This is a genomic window from uncultured Thioclava sp. (assembly GCF_913064665.1).
In the GTDB taxonomy this organism is placed as follows: Bacteria; Pseudomonadota; Alphaproteobacteria; order Rhodobacterales; family Rhodobacteraceae; genus Thioclava; species Thioclava arctica.
The window spans coordinates 1-23,736 of the sequence record NZ_CAJYBT010000008.1 but is presented as its reverse complement, the minus strand read 5'-3'; the positions used below and the strand labels follow the sequence as shown (position 1 = coordinate 23,736).

22 protein-coding genes and 1 tRNA gene are annotated in these 23,736 nt (G+C 60.3%); 12 read left to right on the top strand and 11 right to left on the bottom strand.

The window, feature by feature from the left end:
- The first annotated feature begins 164 nt into the window (after window positions 1-164).
- The 4 genes from metG (at window position 165) to QZ571_RS04830 (ending at window position 3,831) form a co-directional block, all read left to right on the top strand.
- On the top strand, window positions 165-1,874 hold the full coding sequence (gene metG / locus QZ571_RS04845; RefSeq protein ID WP_295532495.1) for a methionine--tRNA ligase: 1,710 nt from the start codon (window positions 165-167) through the stop codon (window positions 1,872-1,874).
- Window positions 1,875-2,201: 327 nt separating this feature from the next.
- Window positions 2,202-3,083, top strand: a complete 882-nt coding sequence (locus QZ571_RS04840; protein ID WP_295532493.1) for an SPFH domain-containing protein — start codon at window positions 2,202-2,204, stop codon at window positions 3,081-3,083.
- Window positions 3,083-3,358, top strand: coding sequence for a hypothetical protein (locus QZ571_RS04835; protein WP_295532491.1), 276 nt, complete (start codon window positions 3,083-3,085; stop codon window positions 3,356-3,358). The genes QZ571_RS04840 and QZ571_RS04835 overlap by 1 nt, the downstream gene beginning before the upstream one ends.
- Window positions 3,359-3,591: 233 nt before the next feature.
- The gene (locus QZ571_RS04830; RefSeq protein WP_295532489.1) at window positions 3,592-3,831 is read left to right on the top strand and encodes a hypothetical protein; all 240 of its coding nucleotides are present in this window, start codon (window positions 3,592-3,594) and stop codon (window positions 3,829-3,831) included.
- Window positions 3,832-3,839: 8 nt separating this feature from the next.
- Here the strand turns inward: QZ571_RS04830 and pyrF are convergent, their stop codons facing one another.
- The gene (gene pyrF, locus QZ571_RS04825) at window positions 3,840-4,553 is read right to left on the bottom strand and encodes an orotidine-5'-phosphate decarboxylase (RefSeq protein WP_295532487.1); all 714 of its coding nucleotides are present in this window, start codon (window positions 4,551-4,553) and stop codon (window positions 3,840-3,842) included.
- Between the two features lie 71 nt (window positions 4,554-4,624).
- Window positions 4,625-4,834 carry a hypothetical protein gene (locus QZ571_RS04820; RefSeq protein ID WP_295532485.1) on the bottom strand — a complete coding sequence of 70 codons (210 nt, stop codon included), beginning with the start codon at window positions 4,832-4,834 and terminating at the stop codon, window positions 4,625-4,627.
- Between the two features lie 214 nt (window positions 4,835-5,048).
- Here QZ571_RS04820 and clpB point away from each other — a divergent pair, with 214 nt between their 5' ends.
- Window positions 5,049-7,670 (top strand): ATP-dependent chaperone ClpB, encoded by a 2,622-nt coding sequence (gene clpB / locus QZ571_RS04815; RefSeq protein ID WP_295532483.1) that lies wholly within the window; start codon window positions 5,049-5,051, stop codon window positions 7,668-7,670.
- A 97-nt stretch (window positions 7,671-7,767) separates the two neighbouring features.
- On the top strand, window positions 7,768-9,045 hold the full coding sequence (locus QZ571_RS04810; protein WP_295532481.1) for a DNA polymerase IV: 1,278 nt from the start codon (window positions 7,768-7,770) through the stop codon (window positions 9,043-9,045).
- Between the two features lie 383 nt (window positions 9,046-9,428).
- Here QZ571_RS04810 and QZ571_RS04805 read toward each other — a convergent pair whose 3' ends face one another.
- Window positions 9,429-10,310, bottom strand: coding sequence for an N-formylglutamate amidohydrolase (locus QZ571_RS04805; RefSeq protein ID WP_295532479.1), 882 nt, complete (start codon window positions 10,308-10,310; stop codon window positions 9,429-9,431).
- 183 nt (window positions 10,311-10,493) lie between these two features.
- On the opposite strand from QZ571_RS04805, the gene QZ571_RS04800 reads away from it, so the two are divergent.
- A tRNA-Val gene (locus tag QZ571_RS04800) sits at window positions 10,494-10,568 on the top strand.
- 73 nt (window positions 10,569-10,641) lie between these two features.
- A complete protein-coding gene (ykgO, locus tag QZ571_RS04795; RefSeq protein WP_038065693.1) occupies window positions 10,642-10,767 on the top strand; it encodes a type B 50S ribosomal protein L36 in 126 nt (41 codons plus the stop codon).
- 88 nt (window positions 10,768-10,855) lie between these two features.
- On the opposite strand, the gene QZ571_RS04790 is transcribed toward ykgO, so the two are convergent.
- The 7 genes from QZ571_RS04790 to QZ571_RS04760 all read right to left on the bottom strand — a co-directional run bounded on the left by QZ571_RS04790 (window position 10,856) and on the right by QZ571_RS04760 (window position 18,620).
- On the bottom strand, window positions 10,856-11,344 hold the full coding sequence (locus tag QZ571_RS04790) for a holin family protein (RefSeq protein WP_295532475.1): 489 nt from the start codon (window positions 11,342-11,344) through the stop codon (window positions 10,856-10,858).
- On the bottom strand, window positions 11,335-11,946 hold the full coding sequence (locus QZ571_RS04785) for a holin-associated N-acetylmuramidase (RefSeq protein WP_295532473.1): 612 nt from the start codon (window positions 11,944-11,946) through the stop codon (window positions 11,335-11,337). Before QZ571_RS04785 ends, QZ571_RS04790 begins: the two co-directional genes overlap by 10 nt.
- Before the next feature lie 94 nt (window positions 11,947-12,040).
- Entirely contained in the window at window positions 12,041-12,484 is a 444-nt protein-coding gene (ccmE, locus tag QZ571_RS04780) for a cytochrome c maturation protein CcmE (RefSeq protein WP_295532471.1), read from the bottom strand.
- Window positions 12,485-12,507: 23 nt separating this feature from the next.
- Window positions 12,508-13,536, bottom strand: a complete 1,029-nt coding sequence (argC, locus tag QZ571_RS04775) for an N-acetyl-gamma-glutamyl-phosphate reductase (protein ID WP_295532469.1) — start codon at window positions 13,534-13,536, stop codon at window positions 12,508-12,510.
- 80 nt (window positions 13,537-13,616) lie between these two features.
- Window positions 13,617-14,240 carry a VPLPA-CTERM sorting domain-containing protein gene (locus tag QZ571_RS04770; protein WP_295532467.1) on the bottom strand — a complete coding sequence of 208 codons (624 nt, stop codon included), beginning with the start codon at window positions 14,238-14,240 and terminating at the stop codon, window positions 13,617-13,619.
- Between the two features lie 66 nt (window positions 14,241-14,306).
- On the bottom strand, window positions 14,307-15,119 hold the full coding sequence (locus QZ571_RS04765) for an aspartate/glutamate racemase family protein (protein ID WP_295532465.1): 813 nt from the start codon (window positions 15,117-15,119) through the stop codon (window positions 14,307-14,309).
- A 90-nt stretch (window positions 15,120-15,209) separates the two neighbouring features.
- Window positions 15,210-18,620: an indolepyruvate ferredoxin oxidoreductase family protein gene (locus QZ571_RS04760; RefSeq protein WP_295532463.1), complete on the bottom strand. Its 3,411-nt coding sequence runs from the start codon at window positions 18,618-18,620 to the stop codon at window positions 15,210-15,212.
- Between the two features lie 159 nt (window positions 18,621-18,779).
- Here QZ571_RS04760 and QZ571_RS04755 point away from each other — a divergent pair, with 159 nt between their 5' ends.
- From QZ571_RS04755 to grxD, 4 genes are all read left to right on the top strand, one after another.
- A complete protein-coding gene (locus QZ571_RS04755) occupies window positions 18,780-19,688 on the top strand; it encodes a LysR family transcriptional regulator (RefSeq protein ID WP_295532461.1) in 909 nt (302 codons plus the stop codon).
- A 454-nt stretch (window positions 19,689-20,142) separates the two neighbouring features.
- On the top strand, window positions 20,143-22,305 hold the full coding sequence (gene purL, locus QZ571_RS04750; RefSeq protein WP_295532459.1) for a phosphoribosylformylglycinamidine synthase subunit PurL: 2,163 nt from the start codon (window positions 20,143-20,145) through the stop codon (window positions 22,303-22,305).
- A 107-nt stretch (window positions 22,306-22,412) separates the two neighbouring features.
- Window positions 22,413-22,655 (top strand): BolA/IbaG family iron-sulfur metabolism protein, encoded by a 243-nt coding sequence (locus tag QZ571_RS04745; RefSeq protein ID WP_038128291.1) that lies wholly within the window; start codon window positions 22,413-22,415, stop codon window positions 22,653-22,655.
- 108 nt (window positions 22,656-22,763) lie between these two features.
- Entirely contained in the window at window positions 22,764-23,123 is a 360-nt protein-coding gene (grxD, locus tag QZ571_RS04740) for a Grx4 family monothiol glutaredoxin (RefSeq protein WP_295532454.1), read from the top strand.
- Between the two features lie 57 nt (window positions 23,124-23,180).
- Here grxD and QZ571_RS04735 read toward each other — a convergent pair whose 3' ends face one another.
- Window positions 23,181-23,516 (bottom strand): hypothetical protein, encoded by a 336-nt coding sequence (locus tag QZ571_RS04735; protein ID WP_295532452.1) that lies wholly within the window; start codon window positions 23,514-23,516, stop codon window positions 23,181-23,183.
- Window positions 23,517-23,736 lie beyond the last annotated feature (220 nt).

Genomic DNA, 23,736 nt, shown 5'->3' with positions numbered 1-23,736 from the left:
GCCTTTCGGGGCGCCCTTTTTCATGGCTCGCGCCGACGGCCCTGTTATCTTCTGGGGGCTGCGACATGTGCGCGGAGATGCATGCACTGACGCACCGCGCCCCCTAGCCCTCACGCCAAAACCCTTGTAAACCCTCGCCAAACACATCCGATTAAGGGGCTTTCATGGCGCGTCATCTGATTACCTCCGCTATTCCCTATATCAACGGGATCAAGCATCTGGGCAATCTCGTGGGCAGTCAGTTGCCCGCCGATCTGTTCGCCCGCTATCAGCGCGCGCGTGGCCATGAGGTGATGTTCATCTGCGCCACGGACGAACACGGCACGCCTGCCGAACTGGCCGCCGCCAAAGCAGGCAAGCCGGTGGCCGAATATTGCACCGAGATGCACGAGGTGCAGGCCGAGATCGCGCGCGGCTTCAAGCTGAGCTTTGATCACTTCGGGCGTTCTTCCAGTGCGCAAAACCGCAAGCTGACACAACATTTCGCCGTGCAACTGGCCAAGGCCGGGTTGCTGCGCGAAGTGACCGAAAAGCAGATGTATTCCAAGGCCGATGGGCGCTTTCTGCCGGACCGCTATATCGAGGGCACCTGCCCCAATTGCGGCTTTGAAAGCGCGCGCGGCGATCAATGTGACAATTGCACCAAGCAGCTTGATCCGGTCGATCTGATCAACCCGCATTCGGTGATTTCCGGCTCGACCGATCTGGAATTGCGCGAAACCAAGCATCTGTTCCTGCGCCAATCGGCGATGAAGGATCAACTGGATGCGTGGATCGATAGCAAGACCGATTGGCCGATCCTGACCACCTCGATTGCCAAGAAATGGCTGCATGATGGCGACGGCTTGCAAGATCGCGGCATCACGCGCGACCTAAGCTGGGGCGTGCCAGCGCAATTTGAGGGCGCACCGTGGTCGGGCATGGAAGGCAAGGTTTTCTACGTCTGGTTCGACGCGCCAATCGAATATCTGGCGGCGACGCAGGAATGGGCCGACAAGACAGGCGGCGATTGGGAGCGCTGGTGGCGCACCGACAAGGGCGCCGATGACGTGACCTACACGGAATTCATGGGCAAGGATAACGTGCCCTTCCACACGCTGTCTTTCCCGGCGACGATTTTGGGCTCGAACGAGCCATGGAAGCTGGTCGATTACATCAAATCGTTCAACTACCTGAACTATGATGGCGGCCAATTCTCGACCTCGCGTGGGCGCGGCGTGTTCATGGATCAGGCGCTGGAAATCCTGCCCGCCGATTACTGGCGTTGGTGGCTGCTGAGCCATGCGCCCGAAAGCGCGGATAGCGAGTTCACTTGGGAGAACTTCCAGACTTCGGTGAACAAGGATCTGGCCGATGTGCTGGGCAATTTCGTCAGCCGCATCACCAAGTTCACCCGCTCCAAATTTGGCGAAGCGTTGCCCGAAGGTGGCGCATGGGGCGAGCAGGAAGACGCGCTGATTGCCGAGTTGACCACCCGCATCCGCGCCTATGAAACCCATATGGAAGCGATGGATATTCGCAAATCCGCCGCGGAATTGCGCGCGATCTGGGTGGCCGGGAACGAGTATCTGCAAGCCTCGGCCCCTTGGTCGGCGTTCAAAACCGATCCCGACCGGGCTGCAGCGATTGCGCGCCTCGCACTGAACTTGATCCCGCTTTATGCGGTGCTGTCTGCGCCGTTCATCCCGGATGCTGCAGATAGCATGCTGGGCGCGATGCAGACCGAGGATCGCAGCTGGCCTCAAGATGTGAAGGCTGCGCTGACCGCCCTGCCCGCCGGTCATGCCTTCGTCACGCCCGAGGTTCTGTTTCGTAAGATCGCAGATGAAGAGCGCGAAGACTGGCAAAAACGCTTTGCCGGAACGCGCGACTGAGGACGCCAAACGCAGACCGCGCTGCGTAAACGCTTTGCAAAAGGCGCGATTTGCGGCACTCTCATGCAAAAAGCAGGAGCAGGCCATGATCGTTTCACACACGCAAAGTCCTAGCTGATGGGACCGTTTTTTGGCGTTCTGACCATGGCGGGATCGCGACTGGTCTTCACAAGTCTCGCCCTCGTGATCTGGCTGATCTCGCGGCCCGGCGGCTGGGCCGTTTTGGTGGTATTGGTGTTGCTCGCGCTCAGGGTCCTCCCCAATGCGTCACATTAAGGCTATACTCGCGCTCAATAGGCAAAACAGCAAATAATCCACGGGATAAGAATGAACATTATCGAATTACTGGGCGGCGGCGACATCGTGATGATCGCCATCGCAGTCTTCCTGATCATTTGCGTCTTTCTGGGCGTGCGGATCGTGCCGCAATCTGAAAAATATGTCGTTGAACGCTTTGGGCGACTGCGCTCGGTGCTGGGACCGGGGCTCAACTTTATCGTGCCGTTTCTGGACCGCGTCCCGCATAAAATCTCGATCCTTGAACGCCAGTTGCCCAATGCGATGCAAGACGGGATCACCGCCGATAACGTGCTGGTCAAGGTCGAAACCTCGGTTTTTTATCGCATCATCGAGCCGGAAAAGACTGTCTATCGTATCCGCGATGTCGATGCTGCGATTGCCACGACTGTTGCGGGGATCGTGCGCTCGGAAATCGGCGTTCTGGAACTCGACGAGGTGCAATCGAACCGCGCGCAACTGATCTCCAAAGTGCGCGAGCAGGTCGCCGCGATGGTCGATGATTGGGGGATCGAGGTGACGCGCGCCGAGGTGCTCGACGTAAATCTCGACGAGGCCACACGCGCCGCGATGATGCAGCAGCTCAACGCTGAGCGTGCACGCCGCGCCACCGTGACCGAGGCCGAAGGGCGCAAGCGCGCGGTCGAACTGGACGCCGAAGCAAAATTGTTTCAGGCGCAAAAAGAGGCGGAGGCCCGTCGCATCACCGCCGATGCCGAAGCCTATGCAACCGAAGTCGTCGCAGTGGCCATCGCCAAAAATGGGCTCGCGGCTGCGCAATATCAGGTGGCTTTGAAGCAGGTCGATGCGATTGCGCAGGTCGCCAAGGGTGAGGGCAAGCAGACCATTATTCTGCCCGCCGCCGCCCTCGAAGCCTTTACGGACGCCTTCCACTTGTTAGGGAAAAAGTGATGGAATACTGGCAGCAAGGTTGGGTCTGGGTCGTCGCGGGCGTGGTGCTGGGCGTGTTGGAAATGCTCATCCCCGGCTTTGTGTTTTTAGGCTTTGCAATTGGGGCGGTGGTCGTGGGGGCGCTGATCTGGATCGGAGTTCTGGGCCATTATGTGCCGCTGACCTTGCTGATTTTCGCCGCAATTTCTGTTTTGAGCTGGCTGGTGCTGCGCCTGATCATGGGCGTGCGCCATGGTCAGACCAAGGTCTGGGATCGCGACATCAACGATAACTGAGCCGCTGTGATGGAACGTGCGCGAATGGGGTGGCGTTTCTGTGTCAGTTGTAGCGGTAGAGATTGACTCAAAGGCATAGGCACAGCTGGCCCATTTTGGCCAGTTTCGCAAAATGGAAGCGGCGCTCATTGGAGCGTCGTTTTGCCATCAGCCGATGCCCGCCTATCTGCAAGACGCATAGGGAACGTGGCGCGCGTCTCGGCGTTCATACCACGACACAACTGGGAACTGGCATGATGCGGACATCTTCACGACAGACCAATATTGGTGGGCTTATCCTGACGTTCATAGCGCTTATTTTGGCGCTGGGCGTGGTCATCTGGCTGATCGCCGACACGCCGCTGGATGGCGGGGCACAGGTGGCCACCGATCCCCCCGCCTATAAGCAGATTACGGATAAAACCGATGCGACTGTGACCGTGTCGCCCAATCCGAAAGGTGGGGTGACGGCGGATACGACGAAAACTCAGTAGGTGCTTGATCAGCGCGCGCGCAGTTCGGCCACGATCGCCTCGGCAGCGGCGCGCGGATCGCTGGCGCGATGAATGGGGCGGCCAACCACGATGTGATCTGCGCCCGCGGCCACGGCTGATGCGGGCGTTGCGATGCGTTTCTGATCACCCAGATCGGCCCCGGCCGGACGCACGCCGGGTGTCACGATCAGCTTGCCTGCCGCCTCGGGCAAGGCGCGGATCAGCGCCGCTTCCTGAGGGCTGGCGATAACGCCATCTGCACCCGCCTCAAAGGCGCGCCCCGCCCGTTCGACCACCAGATCGGCAATATCACCCGGCTTGATCAGCGCGCCATCCAGATCGGCGCGATCCAGCGAGGTCAGGATCGTCACCGCGAGAATTTTCATATCCTTGCCAGCGGCGCCTTGCTTGGCCGCGTTCACGACATAGGGGTCGCCATGCACGGTCAAAAAATCCAGATCGAACTGCGCCAAGCCGCGCACCGCAGCCTCAACCGTTGCGCCAATGTCAAACAGCTTCATATCAAGGAAAATACGTTTGCCCTGATCGAGTTTCAGTTCGGTCGCGAGCGCAAGCCCGCCCCCCGTCAGCATTCCCAACCCGATCTTGTAAAACGACACCGCATCACCCAGCCGATTGGCCAGCAAAAGCCCCTCATGGGCATTGGGCACGTCAAGCGCCACGATCAAGCGGTCATCTGCGGGCAAGGTTTGATCGGTCATCAGGGCGCTCCTTTCGCGGGTCGCCCCCTGATGGGGGGCAATCGCGCCTAGGTCAAGCGCAGCTGCAGCGTTTACAGCCCACCGATGCCGCGACGCTGCGCCTCGCGCGTCAGCGCGCGGGCGAGTTGACCGTAACTGATGCGTTCGTTTGCCTCAACAAGAACGGGAATGCGCAGCGGTTGCGCCAGTCCGGGGGTGAAAAATTCCACCACCGCTTCAAATTGGCGCTGCGCGGCGTTATAGATAAGGTGGGCAATATGGGCGGCGCTGGCATGGTGCATGTGACCTATCTCCAAGCGGGTGATCATGGTTGTCCCAAGGTAAACGCCAATGCTTACCAATTGGTTTCCAACTGCGACGAAATTTCCGGGTCCGCCGCGCGATATCCTCTTGAAGCGCCCCTGCCCCGAGCCCATTTCTTGTTCGAGACCCGGCCAGTGGGTGCCTTTTCAGGGCCCGAAATTTTCCGGGGGCTTTATCAAAAAGGAGAGACCGATGAACATGGAGAAGTTCACGGAACGGTCGCGCGGCTTCCTTCAGGCCGCCCAGACCATCGCAATGCGCGAGGGCCATCAACGTGTGGTGCCAGAGCATCTTTTGAAGGCATTGATGGATGACGATCAGGGCCTTTCGTCCAATTTGATCGCCCGCGCAGGCGGCGAGCCAAAACGCGTTGCCGAAGCCGTTGATCTGGCCGTGAACAAGCTGCCCAAAGTGTCGGGCGGCGACGGGCAAGTTTATGTCGAGCAAAGCCTCGTGCGTGTGCTGGATGAGGCCGAAAAGATCGCCAAGAAAGCCGGTGACAGCTTTGTTCCGGTTGAGCGGGTGCTGATGGCGCTGGCCCTTGTGAACACACGCGCGAAAGACGCGCTTGAGGCTGGGGCGGTCACGGCGCAATCGCTGAACACCGCGATCAACGATCTGCGCAAGGGGCGCACCGCCGACAGTGCTTCGGCTGAGGAAGGCTATGACGCGCTCAAGAAATATGCGCGCGATCTGACCGAGGCCGCTGAGCAGGGCAAGATTGACCCGATCATCGGGCGCGATGATGAGATCCGGCGCACCATGCAGGTGCTCAGCCGGCGCACCAAGAATAACCCGGTGCTGATCGGGGAACCGGGCGTGGGTAAAACCGCGATTGCCGAGGGCCTTGCGCTGCGCATCATCGACGGTGACGTGCCCGAAAGCCTGCAGAACAAAAAGCTGCTCGCGCTGGATATGGGCGCGCTGATTGCCGGTGCGAAATATCGCGGCGAATTTGAAGAGCGGTTGAAATCCGTGCTCAAAGAAATTGAATCGGCGGCGGGTGAAATCATCCTGTTCATCGACGAGATGCACACGCTTGTGGGCGCGGGCAAATCCGATGGCGCGATGGATGCGGCCAACCTGATTAAACCGGCGCTTGCGCGCGGTGAGTTGCATTGCGTGGGTGCCACGACGCTGGACGAGTATCGCAAATATGTCGAGAAAGACGCAGCTTTGGCGCGGCGTTTCCAGCCCGTGATGGTCGAAGAGCCGACGGTCGAAGACACGATCTCTATCCTGCGCGGCATCAAGGACAAATACGAGATGCACCACGGCGTGCGGATCTCGGATTCGGCGCTGGTTGCGGCGGCCCAGTTGAGCCATCGCTACATCACCGACCGCTTTCTGCCCGACAAGGCGATCGACCTTATGGATGAGGCCGCGTCGCGTCTGCGTATGGAAGTCGACAGCAAGCCCGAGGAACTCGACGCGCTGGATCGCCAGATCCTGCAAATGCAGATCGAGGCAGAGGCGCTCAAGAAAGAGGATGACGTAGCCTCCAAGGACCGGCTCGAAAAGATCGAGAAGGAACTGGCCGAAGTGCAGGAACGGGCCTCGGAGATGACCGCCAAATGGCAGGCCGAGCGCGACAAACTGGAATCGGGACGCACCCTGAAAGAGCAACTCGACAAGGCGCGCGCCGAGCTGGATCAGGCCAAGCGCGAGGGCAATCTGGCGCGCGCGGGGGAGCTGTCTTACGGCATCATTCCGTCGCTGGAAAAACAGCTGGTCGAGGCCGATGCCGCCGAAGGCGACGACCTTTTGGTCGAGGAATCGGTGCGCCCCGAGCAGATCGCGGAAGTGGTCGAGCGTTGGACAGGTATCCCGACCTCGAAAATGCTCGAAGGCGAGCGTGAGAAGCTGCTCAAGATGGAAGAAGAGCTGCACAAGCGCGTCATTGGTCAGGACACTGCAATCACCGCGGTGGCCAATGCCGTACGCCGTGCCCGCGCGGGTCTGAACGACGAAAATCGTCCGCTGGGCAGCTTCCTGTTCCTCGGCCCGACCGGCGTGGGGAAAACCGAGCTGACCAAGGCCGTCGCGAATTATCTGTTCGACGACGATCAGGCGATGGTGCGTATCGACATGTCCGAGTTCATGGAAAAGCACTCGGTGTCGCGGCTGATCGGCGCCCCTCCGGGTTATGTCGGGTATGATGAGGGCGGTGTGCTGACCGAAGCGGTTCGTCGGCGCCCCTATCAGGTCGTGCTGTTCGATGAGGTCGAAAAAGCCCACCCCGACGTGTTCAACGTGCTGTTGCAGGTGCTTGACGACGGTGTGCTGACCGATGGTCAGGGGCGTCGCGTGGACTTCAAGCAAACGCTGATCGTGTTGACCTCGAACCTCGGATCTCAGGCGCTGAGCCAATTGCCCGAGGGCAGCGATGGTGAACAGGCCAAGGCGCAGGTCATGGAAGCCGTTCGGGCGCATTTCCGCCCCGAATTCCTCAACCGTCTGGATGAGATGGTGATCTTTGACCGGCTCAACCGCGCGGATATGACTGGCATCGTGACCATTCAGCTCAAGCTGCTCGAAAAGCGGCTGGCGCAGCGCAAGATCTCGCTGGATCTGGATGCGGCGGCGCGCAAATGGCTGGCAGATGCAGGCTATGATCCGGTTTACGGGGCACGCCCGTTGAAACGGGTGATCCAGCGCTCGCTACAAGACCCGCTCGCCGAGGCGATCTTGGGTGGCAAGGTGATGGATGGCGCTACCGTCACGGTCTCTGCAGGCCCCGATGGGCTTGTGATCAACGGCCACGCGGCCACGCCCAAGGGCAAGCCGAAGGGCGAAGGCGTGCCCTTGCACTAAAGGAAACCAGCCGGGGGGCTCTGCCCCCCGGACCCCTCGGGATATTTGCGTCAAGAGGAAGATGACGTAAAAGATCGGCTTGGAGAATGTCTGAGGCATGCCCGCACTTTGCCGAGATTGCCTAGCCACTTTCGAGCACGCGCCCCCGCGCTGCCCGCACTGTGCGCGCACACGCATCCTATCCCATCCCGAACTGTTCGAGCTGTCGATCGCGCATATTGACTGCGACAGTTTTTATGCGTCGGTCGAAAAGCGCGATGATCCCTCGCTGAGCGCGAAGCCAGTGATCGTGGGGGGCGGCACGCGGGGTGTGGTCACCACCTGCTGCTATATCGCGCGAATTTCGGGTGTACGCTCGGCGATGCCGATGTTTCAGGCGCGCAAACTGTGCCCCGATGCGGTGATCATCAAGCCGCGCATGGATCATTACGTTGCCGTCTCGCGCCAGATTCGCGCCCGGATGGCGGCGCTTACCCCACAGATTGAGCCGCTCTCGCTGGATGAGGCCTTTCTTGATCTGACCGGCACCACCAAGCTGCACAACGCCCCCCCGGCGCTGCAAATGGCCCGGCTGGCGCGCGCGATTGAAACCGAGGTGGGCGTCAGTGCATCGGTTGGACTGTCGCATAACAAGTTTCTCGCCAAGATCGCCTCGGATCTTGATAAGCCGCGCGGGTTTTCGGTGATCGGACGGGCCGATACCGAGACCTTTCTGCATGACAAGCCGGTGGGGATTTTATGGGGAGTCGGGGCGGCAACGCGTACGGCTTTGGGGCGCGCTGGCATCCGCACGCTGGCCGATATTCGCCGCGCGGGTCAGGATCGGCTGGTTGCGCGGTTTGGCGTAACCGGGGCGCGGCTATTTGAGTTGGCACATGGGCGTGACAACCGTCAAATCACCCCCGATGCGCCCATCAAATCGGTGTCCAACGAGACCACTTTCGCCACGGATATGACCGAACGCGCAGAGCTTTTGGCCCAGCTTTGGCACATGTCGCAAAAGGTCTCGGCACGTATGAAAGCGCGCGAAATTGCCGGGCGCACCGTTACGCTCAAACTCAAGCGCGCCGATTTTTCCTCGCTCACGCGGCAAACCCAGCTTGAAGAGCCAAGCCAGTTGGCCGACACGCTGTATCGCGCGGGCGAGCGCCTGTTTAATGCGCTGCCGCCCGCCATGGCCTATCGCTTGATCGGGATCGGATTTTCAGACCTTTGCGCCGCAGATGGGCGTGATCCGGTGGGCGATCTGCTTGATCCGCAGGCCAGCAAACGCGCGGGCGCTGAACGCGCCGCAGATGCGATTCGCGCGCGCTTTGGCGACACGGCGATCAACACCGGGCGCGGACTAACTGCGAAAGATAAAAATTCGGGCTGATCTGGAAATCTTTACGCGATCTTCACCCCCCGATACGCACCATCGCCAGACGACATGCGAAGGGCGGATCTATGAGCAAACCTCTTGATGATGCGCTGCGCACCGCGACCGGGCCGCATGCCCCTGGGAAGATTGAGCTAAAGGCGAGGGTGGCTTCGGGATTGCTCAGCCACCCGTGAAGACGCGAAATTTCGCGAAATCAACCGCTTGCACCATGCCCTCCCGCAAACTGCTGCGAAGAAAATCAGTGCGGTTGCGCAGCGCAATGACGGTTTAGCCACGCAGCTTCTCGCGGCGGATTTCATGCCATCATCTGACCATCTGATGTCGCATCTGAGAAACTGGCTCGCGAGGTCAAGGCGCTTTACGCAGCCTAGAACCGCCTATTCAGCGGCCATACGCATGGGTTGCGCGCCGATGGCACAGATTTGTGCGATGGCGCGCTCCATCAAGGCGCTAAAGGCGTGGAAATCTTCACTGGGCTCGACGCGCTCCTCGTCCATATAGAGCGCGCGGTCGATCTCGATTTGCACGACATGGATATTGTCGCGCGGCCGCCCGTAGCGCTGCGTAATATACGCCCCCGCAAAGGGGGTGTTGCGCGACACGGCCAAGCCCTCTGCGGCAAAGACCGACTCGATTTGCGCCACCAAGGGGCGCGCCGCCGAGGCCCCATAGCGATCACCCAGAACGATCCTGGGGCGGCGTGCGCCCAAACTGTCCAACGCCTCTGAGGGCATCGAATGCACATCAATCAAAATCGCCTGACCTTGGCGCTGATGGGTCTGCGTCAACAGATCGCCCAAGGCCGCATGATAGGGCCGCCAGACATGGTTGAGACGCGCCGCCACCTCGATCTGGGCAATCTTGCCGCGATAGATCGCCCGGCCGCCCGAGACTACCCGCGGAATCACCCCCAGCCCAGCGGCAACACGCGGACCGGGATGCGAGCGCTCCAGCCCTGCGATCAACGCCGAATCAAGTTCATCTTCGGCCCGATTCAGATCGACCCATGCGCGCGGATATTGCGCCGCAATCACCGCCGCACCATAGCGAGGCGCTGATGCCAGCAAGCGATCCACAAACGCGTCTTCAGACGACCGCAACTGCATCATATTCAACACAGACCGCCGTTGCAGGCTCTCAGGGTAATGCGCGCCGGAATGCGGTGAGGCAAAGATCACCGCAGTCTGCGCGCTCTGAGGGGGCAAAAGCGTGAAGGCCGATACAGAATGCGGGTCTGGGTGATGTGGTTTTTCGGTCATGGAGCCTCGCGATGATGCGCCAGAGCTTACACCGGATCGCTTTGTAGCCAAATCCCCCTTGAAAGCCGTTTCGACTCCTTTTATAGACCCCCAGACCGACGCGATCCCGCGCCCTTCGGTTTGTTCAATTACCCTTCGGGATATTGACATGATCGGGGCGATGAAACGGGGTCGAACGGCTGTGGGCGGTTAGCTCAGCGGTAGAGCACTACGTTGACATCGTAGTGGCCACTGGTTCGATCCCAGTACCGCCCACCATCGATTCACCGCCCCCGGTGTTCGGGGGCTTCGTTTTTCAAGGCGCACGCGCGCCGCGAATAGGAGAAGACCAATGAAGGTCCGTAACTCGCTCCGCTCGCTCAAGCAGCGTCATCGCGATTGCCAGGTCGTGCGCCGTAAGGGCCGCGTCTATGTGATCAACAAGACGCAGCGTCGCTTCAAAGCCCGTCAGGGCTGAAGCAGACCGAGCCTAACGTATAAAGCCGCGCCGTGGGTCACCCCGGCGCGGCTTTGTCATATGTGGCGCTCACAGGAAGCGGGCGTGCCTAGCCTGCCCCTCCCGCGCGCCATGCTGACAGCGCGGCGTTATCTTCGGGCGCAGCGGCCGCCTTGAGCGCAGAGGGTGGCGCCACGCTTTTGTTCATGCGGAAGTAAAACGCCTCGCGCGCCCCGAAATAAAAGCTCACCACGGCGCCCAACAGCCACCACAGCGGTTCGGGGACATAGTTCAGCCCGACCATACGCTGCGCAAATCCGACGGGATCAATCATCGCATAGACGAATAGCCCGACAATCCCAAAGGCCAGCACCGGGCGCGGCAACCGGTTGATCCCGTTTACGATTCGGTCAAACACGCCGGGGCGGACATACTCGAATTCCGCCCCATGTTCTTGCAGCGCCGCAATATAGGCAGCCTGCGCCGCTTCAAGTTTTTTCGTGGCGTTGGGCACGAACACCTCAGCCACCGAGGTCGCGGCATCCCCCACAGCCTTGGCCGCCCCTGCCCCACCAATCAGCTTGTCGATCACGCCCATTGCGCCACCCGCTTGCGATGCTCGCTCTCGGTCAGTCGAAAGCGTGGCGAGACAAATTCCTCGGCGCGCAGGATCCAGCCACCCTTGGTGCCCGCGCGCGTGGTGGCATATTTGCGGCTGGCAGGGCGCGCATCAGCGACGCGGTAGTAGTAATTGCGCCGCGCGATCCCGTAGGCATCCACCAAATAGCCCGGCGCTGCGGCCTGTGCCAGTTCAGCCGCGGCAATCGTTTGCGGGCCGATCACGCCATCCACCACCACGCGCTGGCCCATGTCATTCAAGAGCCGCTGCAATACCACAATCGCATTGCCACCCGCGTTCACATACATATCGAACACCGAGGGTTGGAGCGCACCGGGCAGCCGTTTGATCAGCGGTTCTTCGAAGTAATGTTTGATGAAAATCTCGACGGCCTGTTCGCGGCTGAGCGCGCGCACATCCATCTCATCGACGCGCCCATCGCCCGTCTGATCAAGCTTGAGCCGCTGCAACGTGGCCAGCGTGACCCCGAATTTCGTCGCCCCGCCCGGATCATCCGGGTCATTGACGTAACCGCCTTCGCGCGCAACGATATCTTGCGCAATCTGCGTGACAGATTTCATGGCCTATCCCCGTTTTGACAACGGCGACAGGCTTGCAATTATGGGTTAAAAGGCGCGCAAGGCAGCGCGCGCTGGGCATGCAATCAGCGTAAGATTACGACGTCGGCGCCTCATAGACACCTTGCTCTTTGAGCGCGTCGATCACTTCCTTAGGCATGTAATTCTCGTCATGCTTGGCCAAAATTTCAGAGGCGACAAAGGTGCCCCCTTCCATTTGACCGGTGCCGATCATGCCCTGACCTTCTTTGAACAGGTCTGGCAGAACGCCCGCAAATTTCACCGGAACGGTCGCGCCTCCATCGGTGACGGAAAATGTGATGACCTCGCCCTGACCGCGCTTGAGAGTGCCCTTCTCGACCAGCCCGCCCAAGCGGAACACCTCACCCGGTTTGGGCGGCTCGGTCGCAAGCTGTGAGGGGGCGCGGAAGAAGTTGATGCCATTGCGCATCGAATACCCGATCGTCCCGGTCGCGACGACCAAGGCCAGTGCGGCCACGGCCAGCACCTGAATACGGCGTTTCTTCTTAAGGCTCTTCATCGTCTCTCCTCCTCGCCCCGATCTTACGGGAAAACCGGCGCCAGCATAAGCCCCTCGGCCTCATCCATCCCTAGCATCAGATTGGCATTCTGCATCGCTTGGCCCGAAGACCCTTTGCAAAGATTGTCCAATGCGACCACGACCGTTGCGCGGCCGGGGATACGATCCCCTGATACACCAATATGAACAAAATTGGAGCCCGTAACCGACCGTGTCGAGGGGAGTGCGCCGAAAGGTAGCACCTCTAGGAAACGTTCAGTGGCGTAGCGATCACTCAAAGCCTGATAGATTGCCTCTACATTACCGCGCACATAGGCGGTCGCCAGAATACCGCGATTGAATGGCGCGAGATGCGGGGTGAATTGCACCATCACAGAGCGCCCGGCCAAGGCACTGAATTCCTGATCGAATTCGCCGATATGACGGTGAGTTCCGCCTGCGGAATAGGGGTGGGTTCCGCCCGATAGTTCAGCATGAAGCAGGTTTTCCTTAAGCGCCCGCCCGGCGCCCGACACCCCGTTTTTCAGATCGAGAATGATTTCATCAAGGTCGATGACGCCGGCCTCGATCAAAGGGCGGATCGCATATTGGCCCGCCGCCGCATTACACCCCGTGCCCGCCACCAGCCGCGCGTCGCGAATCGCCTCACGATAGAATTCGGTCAGCCCGTAAACCGCCTCTTTCTGCATCTCGAGCGCGGCATGGGGTTTGCCATACCATTTCTCATAAGCCGCCGGATCGCGCAGCCGGAAATCGGCGCTCAGATCAACGATCTTGAGGTCGCGCGGCAAGTCTTTGATCACCGCCTGCGAGGTCGCATGAGGCAACGCACAAAACGCCAGATCGACACCGGAGAAATCGATCTCTTCGATCTTGACCAGATCGGGCAGATCGAGATGGCGCAGATGGGGGAACACATCGCCCATGCTCATGCCTGCTTTTCGCTCGCCCGACAGGGCCACAATCTCCATCCCGGGATGGGTGGCGATCAGACGAACCAGCTCAGCCCCGGTGTAGCCGGATGCTCCGAGGATGGCGATCTTGTGGGTCATGGATAAACCTTCGCATCAAGGACGGGCGGTCAACGCCGCTTTGCGCTCTATTTCGGCGCTCCACCTTGCTGCGTCAAGATTTATCCCGCGCGATGCTGACGCCGACGTATCAGCAAAAGCCCTGCCAAACCGGTCAGCAAAAGCGGCGCTGTCGCGGGAAGCGGCACCGCCGAGGGGCTCTCGACGAGCGGATCAGACGGCAAAAGCGCCGATGACAGATCGAGGCCATAGCTGAGCGGCGCATTGCCGTAGGTAAAGATCATCGCCAGATACAGCGTGCCGCCAAAGCTGCTGTCCAGAGTGATGCTGCGACTGTCGGTCAAGCTGTTAGAAGCACTGACCGGCTGATAGGGATCGTATGCGATCCCGAAATCGCCGGGATTCAGACCATCCCAGTTATAGGAAAAGGGGTTGGAACTGTAGCGAATCGACCCGCCGCCGTTCAGATAGCTACCGGTGAACGCATCCGCGCCCGACAGAGACAGCGTCAAAACCTGCGCGCCGCTGGCCAGACCGCCAACCCTGAAGATATCAGTGTCGCCTGCTGCCCCAACGCCAGTAATCATCGAGGTGCCGCTGGCGATCACCGTCGGGCTGGACCAGTTCGAGGAATACTCGCCAACATCCAACTCGGACACACTCAGTGCCGACGCCGGGCCAGCCGCGAGGGCCAGCAGACTGACAAGAATACGCAGAGTCGCCATCACAGGCCTCGCTTAGGGGTTCGCTCGCAATAAAGTTAACAATCGATTACGGCCGAATTAAGCGTCCTATGCGGCAACAAAACGGATTGGATGGCGCAGGAATTGCGTCGCATGGCTGGAAACCGAGGACGGATCGCCCGTCGTCAGAAATTTCGACTCCGTCCCGGCACCCATAAAATCGGGATGGCGCGTCAAGTAATCAGCCAGGCTTTCAGCCACCAAATTCGCCTGGCTATATACCGCGACATCGGCCCCCAAAGCCTCTTGAAAGGTCTTTTGCATCAATGGGTAATGGGTGCAGCCCAAAATCGCGGCCTCGGGGCGCGGCATCCGCCGCTTGAGCGCCTCGACATGCGATTTCACCAAGGCTTCGGCCAAAATCTCATCACCATCCTCAATCGCATCGACAACACCGCCGCAGGGCTGGGCCTCTACATCGACACCAATCGCACGGAACGCCAATTCGCGCTGAAACGCGCGCGAGGCCACCGTCGCGGGCGTCGCGAACAGCGCCACATGCTTCACCGCAACTTCGCGCGGCGGGGAATTGTCGCCCCATTTGCGTTCGGTTAGCGCCTCAATCATCGGCACGAACACGCCCAGCACGCGCTTGCCCTCGGGGATCCAGCTTTCCTGCATCCGACGCAAAGCGGCAGCCGAGGCGGTATTGCAGGCCAAAATGACCAGATCGCAGCCCTCGTCCCACAGCCGCTCAACCCCTGTGCAAGTCAGGTTGAAAATGTCATCGGCATCGCGCACGCCATAGGGCGCATGGGCATTGTCACCGTAATAGCAAAACGCCACATCGGGCAGACGCTTGGCGCAGGCATCGTAAACCGTCAGCCCACCCAGACCTGAATCGAAGACACCAACGGCCATTGCACTCTCCCGCGCGAAACCCCGGCGCGGGAACTGCGCCGGGTGGGCCTCATTTAAGCCCAAGTCTTCGCGAAAGAAACGTCTTTATGCTCACTCAGCGGCCATCGGTTGGGGATGCCCACCTGCGCGAAACGCCGCCAACAGCGCTTCGCGGCGTTTGGACGCCATCACCTCGGCCTGTGCTTTGACCGGGCCATAGCCGCGAATACTGAGCGGCAACTCGGCCAGTTCCCGCGCGATCTCCATCGTGTCAGGCGTGACCTTGGGCAGGATATCGGCCATGTCGGCCTCATATTGCGCGATCAGAGCACGTTCCATCTTGCGCTCGGCAGCACGCCCAAAGGGATCAAACGGCGTGCCGCGCAGCCCCTTGAGCTTGGCCAGAACCTTGAAGCCACGCTCCATCCATGGACCGAATTCGCGCTTGAGCGGTCGCCCATTCGCGCCTTCCTTCGACAGGATCGGCGGAGCGAGGTGGAAGCGCATCTCGAAATCGCCATCGAACTCGGCGCGTGCCTTGGCCGCTGTGGCCAGATGCAGCCGCGCGACCTCGTATTCGTCCTTATAAGCCAGCAGCTTGTGATAGCCCTTCGCGACTGAAACGCGCAGATCGTCAGGCGCGCTGTCCACCAGCTTGCGGAAACGTTTGGCAAGCCGGTTGTTTTGATAAGCCACCAGTTGATCGGCGCGGAAATCGACGGGATCAACCGGGGCTTTGACCACCTCGGACACCATCGCGCGCGCCGCCTGTTCAGGATGCACCATCGCCCAGCGCCCCAGTTCGAAGGCACGCTTGTTTTCTTCGGGCTTGGCGCCGTTCAGCTCAATCGCGCGGGTGATCGCCTCAAGGCTCAGCGGCACATAGCCCTGCTGCCATGCTGCGCCCAACACGACCATGTTGGAGTAAATCGAATCCCCCAGCATATGGCGCGACAATTCCGACGTATCGACAAAGGCCACCCGATCTTTGAGCCGTGCCTCAAGGCTGAGGCGCAGCTGATCGCCGGGCAGGCGGAAATCGCGGTTGCGGGTGAATTCGCCCGTCACGATCTCATGGCTGTTGACCACCGCCCCGGTGCGCCCCGTCGTCATCAGACCCAGCGTTTTCGAGCCCGCCGAGACCACCAGATCGCCACCGATCACGCAATCCGCCTCGCCCACGGCAACGCGGATCGCGCTGATATCGTCGGGCTTTTCGGCGATGCGCAGATGGATATGCACCGCGCCACCTTTTTGCGCGAGACCCGCCATCTCCATCATGCCCGCGCCCTTGTCATCCAGATGCGCCGCCATCGCGAGCACTGCGCCGATGGTCACGACGCCAGTGCCCCCGACCCCGGTAATCACGATGTTATGCGTGCCATGGATTGTCGGCAGCGTCGGCATCGGCAAATCGGGAAGGTCCAGTTCCTTGGCCTGCGCTTTTTTGATTTTCGCGCCCTTGAGCGTGACAAAGCTGGGGCAGAACCCGTCGAGACAGCGGAAATCCTTGTTGCACGACGACTGGTCAATCGCGCGCTTCGTGCCGAGTTCCGTTTCCACCGGCACGATCGAGACGCAGTTGGATTGCACGCCGCAATCGCCGCAGCCCTCGCAGACATCGGTATTGATGAACACGCGCTTGTCCGGGTCGGGGAATTTCCCACGCTTGCGGCGGCGGCGTTTTTCAGCCGCGCAGGTCTGCACATAGATCAGCGCCGAGACGCCCTTTTCCTTGGCCAGCCGCTTTTGCACTGCCATCAGCTCGGCGCGCTCGAATTTCTCGACCGTCGACGGGAAGGTGCTGAGATCGACCTCTTCCTTCTCGTCATAGACCACCACGACCGGCTTCACGCCCATTGCGGTGATCTCGGCGGCGATCTGTTGCGCGCTCAGATTGCCCTCGTTTTCCTGGCCCCCGGTCATCGCGACCGCATCGTTGAACAGGATCTTGTAGGTGATGTTGGTGCCCGCCGCCAAAGCCGCGCGGATCGCTTGAACGCCGGAATGGTTATAGGTGCCATCGCCGAGGTTCTGGAACATATGCTCGCGCTTTGAGAACGGAGCCTCGCCGACCCAGTTCACGCCCTCGCCGCCCATATGGGTGAAGCCTTCGGTATCGCGGCCCATCCATTGCACCATGTAGTGACAGCCGATCCCGGCATAGCCGCGCGTGCCCTCAGGCAGCTTGGTCGAGGTGTTGTGCGGGCAGCCCGAGCAATACCACGGTGTGCGCGAGGCGATTTCAGGAGCGTTATCGGCACGCTGCGCGGCCTCGATCTTGCTGATGCCCGCCTTGATGGCATCGGTATCGCGCCCCTCTTCGATGAAAATATCGCCCAGCTTTTGCGCGATCATCACCGGGTCCAGCGCGTAGCGCGTCGGGAACAGTTCTACCCGGCGGCCATTCTCCCAGCTATCGCCTTTGTGCCAGCCATAGACGCGCCGCCCCCCGCGATCGTCGAACAGCGCTTCTTTGACCTGCACCTCGATCAGCTTGCGCTTTTCCTCGACCACGATCACCAGATCGAGCCCCTCGGCCCATTCGTGGAAACTATCCATATCCAACGGGAAGGTTTGCGCGATCTTATAGGTGGTGATGCCAAGGCGCTCGGCCTCGGCGGCGTCGATGCCCAGCAGCGACAGCGCATGGCTTAGATCAAGCCAGTTCTTGCCCGCAGCCACCAAACCGATCTTTGCGCCGGGCTGCCCCCAGACGCGTTTGTCGATGCGGTTGGCACGCGCGAACGCCTCGGCGGCGAAGCGTTTAAAATCGATCATCCGGGCTTCTTGCGCGACCGGGGTATCGTTGAGGCGAATGTTCAAGCCGCCCTCGGGCATCTTGAAATCAGGTGTGACGAATTGCATCCGTTGCGGGTCGCCATCGACCACCGCCGTCGCCTCAACTGTGTCCTTCATGGTCTTCAGACCCACCCAGACACCGGCAAAGCGGCTTAGCGCATAGCCGTAATGGCCCAGATCAAGGATTTCCTGCACCCCGGCGGGGGACAGCACGGGCATATAGGCATCCACCATCGCCCAGTCCGATTGATGCAACACGGTCGAGGATTCACCCGTGTGATCATCGCCCATCGCCATGATCACGCCGCCATGGCGCGAACTGCCCGCCATATTAGCGTGGCGCATCACGTCGCCCGAGCGGTCGACCCCCGGCCCCTTGCCATACCAAAGACCAAACACGCCGTCCTGCTTGCCATCGCCACGCAGCTCGGCCTGCTGGCTGCCCCAAAGGGCTGTCGCGGCGAGGTCTTCGTTCAGCCCTGGCTCAAAGCGCACATTGGACGCCTCGAGCACGGTTTTCGCCCGCGCCATCTGCAAATCGACTGCGCCCAGCGGGCTGCCACGATAGCCGGTGACATAGCCTGCCGTGTGCAGCCCTGCCGCCTTGTCGCGCGCCGCTTGCGCCAGAACAAGGCGCACCAGCGCCTGCGTTCCATTCAGCAAAACCGGCGATTTCGTCAGGTCAAACCGGTCCGACAGAGTTATTTCTTGCCTTCCCATTGAGCACCTCCCCTTGCTATTTAGGCATTTGCGTCATGATAGGTCACAAATTCTGACCTAGAAAGGGAAAATATGTTACAAAGCGGTTTCTTAAATGTTCGAGAGTAATGTAAAGGAACTTGCGCATCCTGGCGCACGACCGAACCGAAAGTGACCGGAATGGATTGGGACAAGCTTAGAATATTTCACGCAGTGGCCGATGCGGGGTCTTTGACCCATGCTGGTGACGCCCTGCATCTTTCTCAATCTGCCGTGAGCAGACAGATCCGTGCGCTTGAAGACGTGCTTGGAACGACTCTGTTTCACCGCCATGCACGGGGACTGATTCTCACCGAGCAGGGCGAATTGCTGTTTGATGCGACCTCGTCGATGGCGAAAAAGCTTGAAAGCGCCTCGGCACGCATTCGCGATTCCGAGGAAGAGGTGTTGGGCGAGCTGCGCGTGACGACGCCAACAGGCTTTGGCACGCTGTGGCTGGCGCCGCGGTTGATCAAGCTTTACGAAAAATACCCCGATCTCAAAATCAATCTGATGCTGGAAGAGCGCGTGCTGGATTTGCCGATGCGCGAGGCCGATGTGGCGATCCGCATGAAGGAACCCGCGCAGGCCGATCTGATCCGTAAGCGTTTGCTTAACATTCGGATGCGCCTTTATGCGACGCCGCAATACTTGGAGCAGGCCGGGATGCCCCAAAAGATTGAAGATCTGGCGCATCATCGGATGATCTGCCAGACGCCCTCGACGCCTCAGGTTCAGGCAGGTGCACAACTCGGGCAGCAGGTGCTGGCCTATGACCAGGCCTCAACCTTGATGGTGAACAACTATTTCGGGGTGCTACAAGGGGTGCTCAATCATATCGGGATTGGCATTCTGCCCGATTATCTGACCGCCGACTTCCCCAACCTTCAGTTGGTGCTACCCGAGCTTGAGTCGGTCGAGGTGCCCGTCTTTCTGGCTTATCCCGAAGAACTCCGCTCATCGCGCCGCGTCACCGTGTTTCGCGACTTTATTCAAGAAGAAATTCTTGCCTACCGGCGCCAGAAAAGCAGTGAAACAACCGAGGGTTGAGCCGAGGCATAACCGCAACGCATAGCAGGCATGACGTGGATGTGTCCTGTTTTCCCTTGATGCGTTCACATCCTGCCCATAAATGAGGCTCAGAAGGCGAAACATGTCTAGGCATGCATCACCTTCTACCTCCCTGTTGGACTTTGGCCGAGCTTTGTCTCGGCCTTTTTTTTTTGCGCGGCGTATTTTCGCGACTTTCGGCGCGGCAATTCAGCCACCTATGCAGCAATGACATGGTGGCCCTAAATCAGCCCCTCTCGCCGCCTTTGACCAAGCTGGAAAAGCAAGTCGACATGCGCAACTGATCGGCTGAAATCCCCAAAACCAGACGCTGGGCCCGCGGGCCATGCGGTTTTTGTGCGTTTGCGGCCCCCTCAACCCCCGCCAACCCCTTCCCCCCTTGGCCGGATTGGCCTATGAAAACCGCAAAACGCACAGCCCCCGGAGAATGCAGATGGACGAGCCGCAGATCACGCCGGAACTCATCGAGGCCCATGGTCTAAAGCCCGACGAATACGAAAGCATCCTCGAGATCATCGGGCGTGCGCCGAATTTCACGGAACTCGGCATCTTCTCGGCGATGTGGAACGAGCATTGTTCGTATAAGTCTTCGAAGAAATGGCTACGCACGCTGTATACCGAAGGCGCGCAAGTGATCTGTGGCCCCGGCGAAAACGCGGGCATCGTCGATATCGGCGACAATCAGGCCGTGGTTTTCAAGATGGAAAGCCACAACCACCCGTCCTACATCGAGCCCCATCAGGGCGCGGCCACCGGCGTCGGCGGCATCCTGCGTGATGTGTTCACCATGGGCGCGCGCCCGATTGCCGCGATGGACAGCCTGTCTTTCGGCATGCCCGATCATCCCAAGACCGCCCATGTCGTCAAAGGCGTGGTTGAAGGTGTGGGTTCTTACGGCAACTGCTTTGGCGTGCCCAATGTCGGGGGCGAGGTGCGCTTTCACCCCTCGTATAATGGCAACTGTCTGGTGAACGCCTTTGCAGCCGGGCTGATCGACAGCGACAAGATCTTCTACTCTGCCGCCTCAGGCATCGGCATGCCGGTGGTGTATCTGGGCGCAAAAACCGGGCGCGATGGCGTGGGCGGCGCAACGATGGCCAGCGCCGAGTTCGACGACACGATCGAGGACAAGCGCCCCACCGTGCAAGTCGGCGACCCCTTCACCGAGAAATGCCTGCTTGAAGCCTGTCTCGAACTGATGGCCTCGGATTCGGTGATCTCGATTCAGGATATGGGCGCGGCGGGTCTGACCTGTTCGGCCGTGGAAATGGGTGACAAGGGCGGCTTGGGCATCAAGCTGCATCTTGATAAAGTGCCCCAGCGCGAAGCCAATATGACCGCCTATGAGATGATGCTCAGCGAGTCGCAAGAACGCATGTTGATGGTGCTCAAGCCCGAGAAAGAGGCCGAAGCCCGCGCGATCTTTGAAAAATGGGATCTCGATTTCGCCATCGTCGGCGAGACGGTGGCTGAGGATCGCTTTCTTATCCTGCACCACAATGAGGTGAAGGCCGATCTGCCGCTCTCGAAGCTTGCCTCGAGCGCACCGGAATATGACCGCCCTTGGGTGGAAACGCCCCCCGCAGGTGCCGCCGAGGCCCTGCCCGCGATCGGCCCGATTGCCGCGCTTGAGGCGCTGATCGGCTCGCCCAATTACGCGGCCAAGAACTGGGTATTCGAGCAATATGACACGCAGGTCATGGGCGACACCGTGCGCCGCCCCGGCATGGGCGCGGGCGTGGTGCGCGTGCACGGCACGCCCAAGGCGCTGGCCTTTACCGCCGATGTGACCCCGCGCTACGTCAAGGCCAACCCGTTCGAGGGCGGCAAACAAGCCGTGGCCGAAGCCTATCGCAACCTCTGTGCGGTGGGTGCGAAACCGCTGGCCACGACTGACAACCTCAATTTCGGCAACCCCGAAAAGCCCGAGATCATGGGCCAGTTCGTCGGCGCTATCAAAGGCATCGACGCGGCTGTGCGCGCGCTGGATGTTCCAATCGTGTCGGGCAATGTGTCACTGTATAATGAAACCGATGGCGCCGGCATTCTGCCCACGCCAACGATTGGCGCGGTGGGGCTACTGGATAGCCTTGACGATCTGATCGCGGGCCTGCCCTCTGCGGGCGACGTTGCGATGGTGATTGGAGAGACCAAAGGCCATCTGGGTCAATCGGCCCTGGCCTTCGAGGCGTTCGGGGTGGAAAGCGGCGATGCGCCGCCCGTCGATCTGGACGCCGAGCGTCGGCATGGCGAATTCCTGCGCGACAACCGCAACCTTGTGAAATCGGCCAGCGATCTGTCCGATGGCGGGCTGGCGCTGGCGCTGTTTGAAATGGCCGAGGCGGCGGGTATCGGTGCGACCGTCGAGACAGACGACATCGCTCAGCTTTTCGGCGAAGATCAGGCGCGCTATCTTGTCGCCTGTTCCTTTGATCAGGCCGAGGCGCTGATGGCCGCAGCCCGGCGCGCCGAGGTGCCATTGGCGACCGTTGGCCGCTTTGGCGGCGAAAGCATCACCTTCGGGGCCGAAACCGCTCCGATGGCCGAGCTGTCGACACTCTATCGCAGCGCGTTCAAAGCCGCGATTGAGCGCTGAGGATCCTTTCGCACTCTGACCCCAAGATACGTTCGCGCGGCAGCGCCCCCCTTGCGGCGGCCTGCCCGCGCGCTTAGATTTGCCTCAAAGGACGAGGAGCCCTATTTATGGCGATGCAAGCGCATGACATCGAAGCCCTGATCCGGGTGGACTTTCCCGATGCCAAGATCACGATCACCGATCTGGCCGGCGACGGGAACCACTGGGCGGCCGAGGTCATTGACGAAAAATTTCGCGGCATGAACCGGGTGCAACAGCAACGCGCCGTTTATGCCGCACTCAAAGGGGCGATGGACGGGCCCAACGGGGCGCTGCATGCGCTGGCCCTGACGACGAAGGCGCCCGACTGACGATGAATGAGGCGCGTTCGGCGCTTTGAATTATAGTTCGGGAATTTTCCCGGCTTTTCTCACACGGGCTTCGCGGGTTGCGCGAAGACAACGCAAAGGATCATAGCGATGAGCGCGCAAGATCAGATCAAGAAAACAGTGACCGAGAATGAGGTCGTTCTCTTCATGAAGGGCACCAGAGACATGCCGCAATGCGGGTTTTCCTCGCGCGTGGCCGGGGTGCTGAACTTCATGGGCGTCAACTATGCCGACGTGAACGTGCTGGCCGATGCCGACATTCGCCAAGGCATCAAGGATTACTCCGATTGGCCGACGATCCCGCAGCTTTACGTCAAGGGCGAGTTCGTGGGCGGCTGCGATATCATCACCGAGATGACGCTTTCGGGCGAGTTGGACCAGCTATTTGAGACCAAAGGCGTGACCTATAACAAAGAAGCCGCCGAGCAGATCCGCGCCGCCAACGCCTGATCTGTCGCGACACGCACCCAATCGCCCCGCCCTAACCGGCGGGGCTTTTTCATGCGCTCACAGTTGCTCAAAAAACGGATCTATCTGCCAATAGGCGTGAAAATCACGCGCGGTGTTGCGCGCCATTCCCGCCAATTCCATCGCGTAGATATCCATGCTCAGCAGCGCCGCCAGCTTATAGCCCCGCTCCGCCGCTTCCGAGGCCACGCCCTTGCCGCGAAAATTGTCCTCAATCGCGGCAGCGGCGGCCACCAGCGCGTAGGGTAGATCAAAGACCGCCGCATCGGGCCATTGCATGACCAGATCGCGCACGAGCGCGCGCCACTCCTCACCAGAGCTCAACAGCCGCTCAATGGCGAACGCCACGAGCGCATCCTCATTACCATACGTCATTACCCCAGCCAGATCGGCTTCACCCGAGCCAACTCTCGCTTAAATCTCTTTTTCTGCAATAGGGGAGATCGAACCGTCTGCTAACTCTTATTGCTTAGACAGCCTCGTCGCTTTGACCAAATTGTTGAATTCCGCCCGGCCCGTCGCTAGCGTTTCGCCCAGAGTTATAGCCATTATAGCCGGACATCATCATGCCCCCACCGATACGCACCACTCCCAT

What these genes read in the sequence shown, in the direction of transcription:
- QZ571_RS04810 (WP_295532481.1), top strand. Translation starts at nt 7,768, where the DNA reads ATGCCCGCACTTTGCCGAGATTGCCTAGCCACTTTCGAGCACGCGCCC.
- QZ571_RS04755 (WP_295532461.1), top strand. Translation starts at nt 18,780, where the DNA reads ATGGATTGGGACAAGCTTAGAATATTTCACGCAGTGGCCGATGCGGGG.
- ykgO (WP_038065693.1), top strand. Translation starts at nt 10,642, where the DNA reads ATGAAGGTCCGTAACTCGCTCCGCTCGCTCAAGCAGCGTCATCGCGAT.
- QZ571_RS04760 (WP_295532463.1), bottom strand. Translation starts at nt 18,620, where the DNA reads ATGGGAAGGCAAGAAATAACTCTGTCGGACCGGTTTGACCTGACGAAA.
- clpB (WP_295532483.1), top strand. Translation starts at nt 5,049, where the DNA reads ATGAACATGGAGAAGTTCACGGAACGGTCGCGCGGCTTCCTTCAGGCC.
- pyrF (WP_295532487.1), bottom strand. Translation starts at nt 4,553, where the DNA reads ATGACCGATCAAACCTTGCCCGCAGATGACCGCTTGATCGTGGCGCTT.
- argC (WP_295532469.1), bottom strand. Translation starts at nt 13,536, where the DNA reads ATGACCCACAAGATCGCCATCCTCGGAGCATCCGGCTACACCGGGGCT.
- QZ571_RS04830 (WP_295532489.1), top strand. Translation starts at nt 3,592, where the DNA reads ATGATGCGGACATCTTCACGACAGACCAATATTGGTGGGCTTATCCTG.
- purL (WP_295532459.1), top strand. Translation starts at nt 20,143, where the DNA reads ATGGACGAGCCGCAGATCACGCCGGAACTCATCGAGGCCCATGGTCTA.
- ccmE (WP_295532471.1), bottom strand. Translation starts at nt 12,484, where the DNA reads ATGAAGAGCCTTAAGAAGAAACGCCGTATTCAGGTGCTGGCCGTGGCC.
- QZ571_RS04805 (WP_295532479.1), bottom strand. Translation starts at nt 10,310, where the DNA reads ATGACCGAAAAACCACATCACCCAGACCCGCATTCTGTATCGGCCTTC.
- QZ571_RS04765 (WP_295532465.1), bottom strand. Translation starts at nt 15,119, where the DNA reads ATGGCCGTTGGTGTCTTCGATTCAGGTCTGGGTGGGCTGACGGTTTAC.
- QZ571_RS04835 (WP_295532491.1), top strand. Translation starts at nt 3,083, where the DNA reads ATGGAATACTGGCAGCAAGGTTGGGTCTGGGTCGTCGCGGGCGTGGTG.
- QZ571_RS04770 (WP_295532467.1), bottom strand. Translation starts at nt 14,240, where the DNA reads ATGGCGACTCTGCGTATTCTTGTCAGTCTGCTGGCCCTCGCGGCTGGC.
- grxD (WP_295532454.1), top strand. Translation starts at nt 22,764, where the DNA reads ATGAGCGCGCAAGATCAGATCAAGAAAACAGTGACCGAGAATGAGGTC.
- QZ571_RS04785 (WP_295532473.1), bottom strand. Translation starts at nt 11,946, where the DNA reads ATGAAATCTGTCACGCAGATTGCGCAAGATATCGTTGCGCGCGAAGGC.
- QZ571_RS04820 (WP_295532485.1), bottom strand. Translation starts at nt 4,834, where the DNA reads ATGCACCATGCCAGCGCCGCCCATATTGCCCACCTTATCTATAACGCC.
- QZ571_RS04745 (WP_038128291.1), top strand. Translation starts at nt 22,413, where the DNA reads ATGGCGATGCAAGCGCATGACATCGAAGCCCTGATCCGGGTGGACTTT.
- QZ571_RS04790 (WP_295532475.1), bottom strand. Translation starts at nt 11,344, where the DNA reads ATGGGCGTGATCGACAAGCTGATTGGTGGGGCAGGGGCGGCCAAGGCT.
- metG (WP_295532495.1), top strand. Translation starts at nt 165, where the DNA reads ATGGCGCGTCATCTGATTACCTCCGCTATTCCCTATATCAACGGGATC.
- QZ571_RS04840 (WP_295532493.1), top strand. Translation starts at nt 2,202, where the DNA reads ATGAACATTATCGAATTACTGGGCGGCGGCGACATCGTGATGATCGCC.
- QZ571_RS04735 (WP_295532452.1), bottom strand. Translation starts at nt 23,516, where the DNA reads ATGACGTATGGTAATGAGGATGCGCTCGTGGCGTTCGCCATTGAGCGG.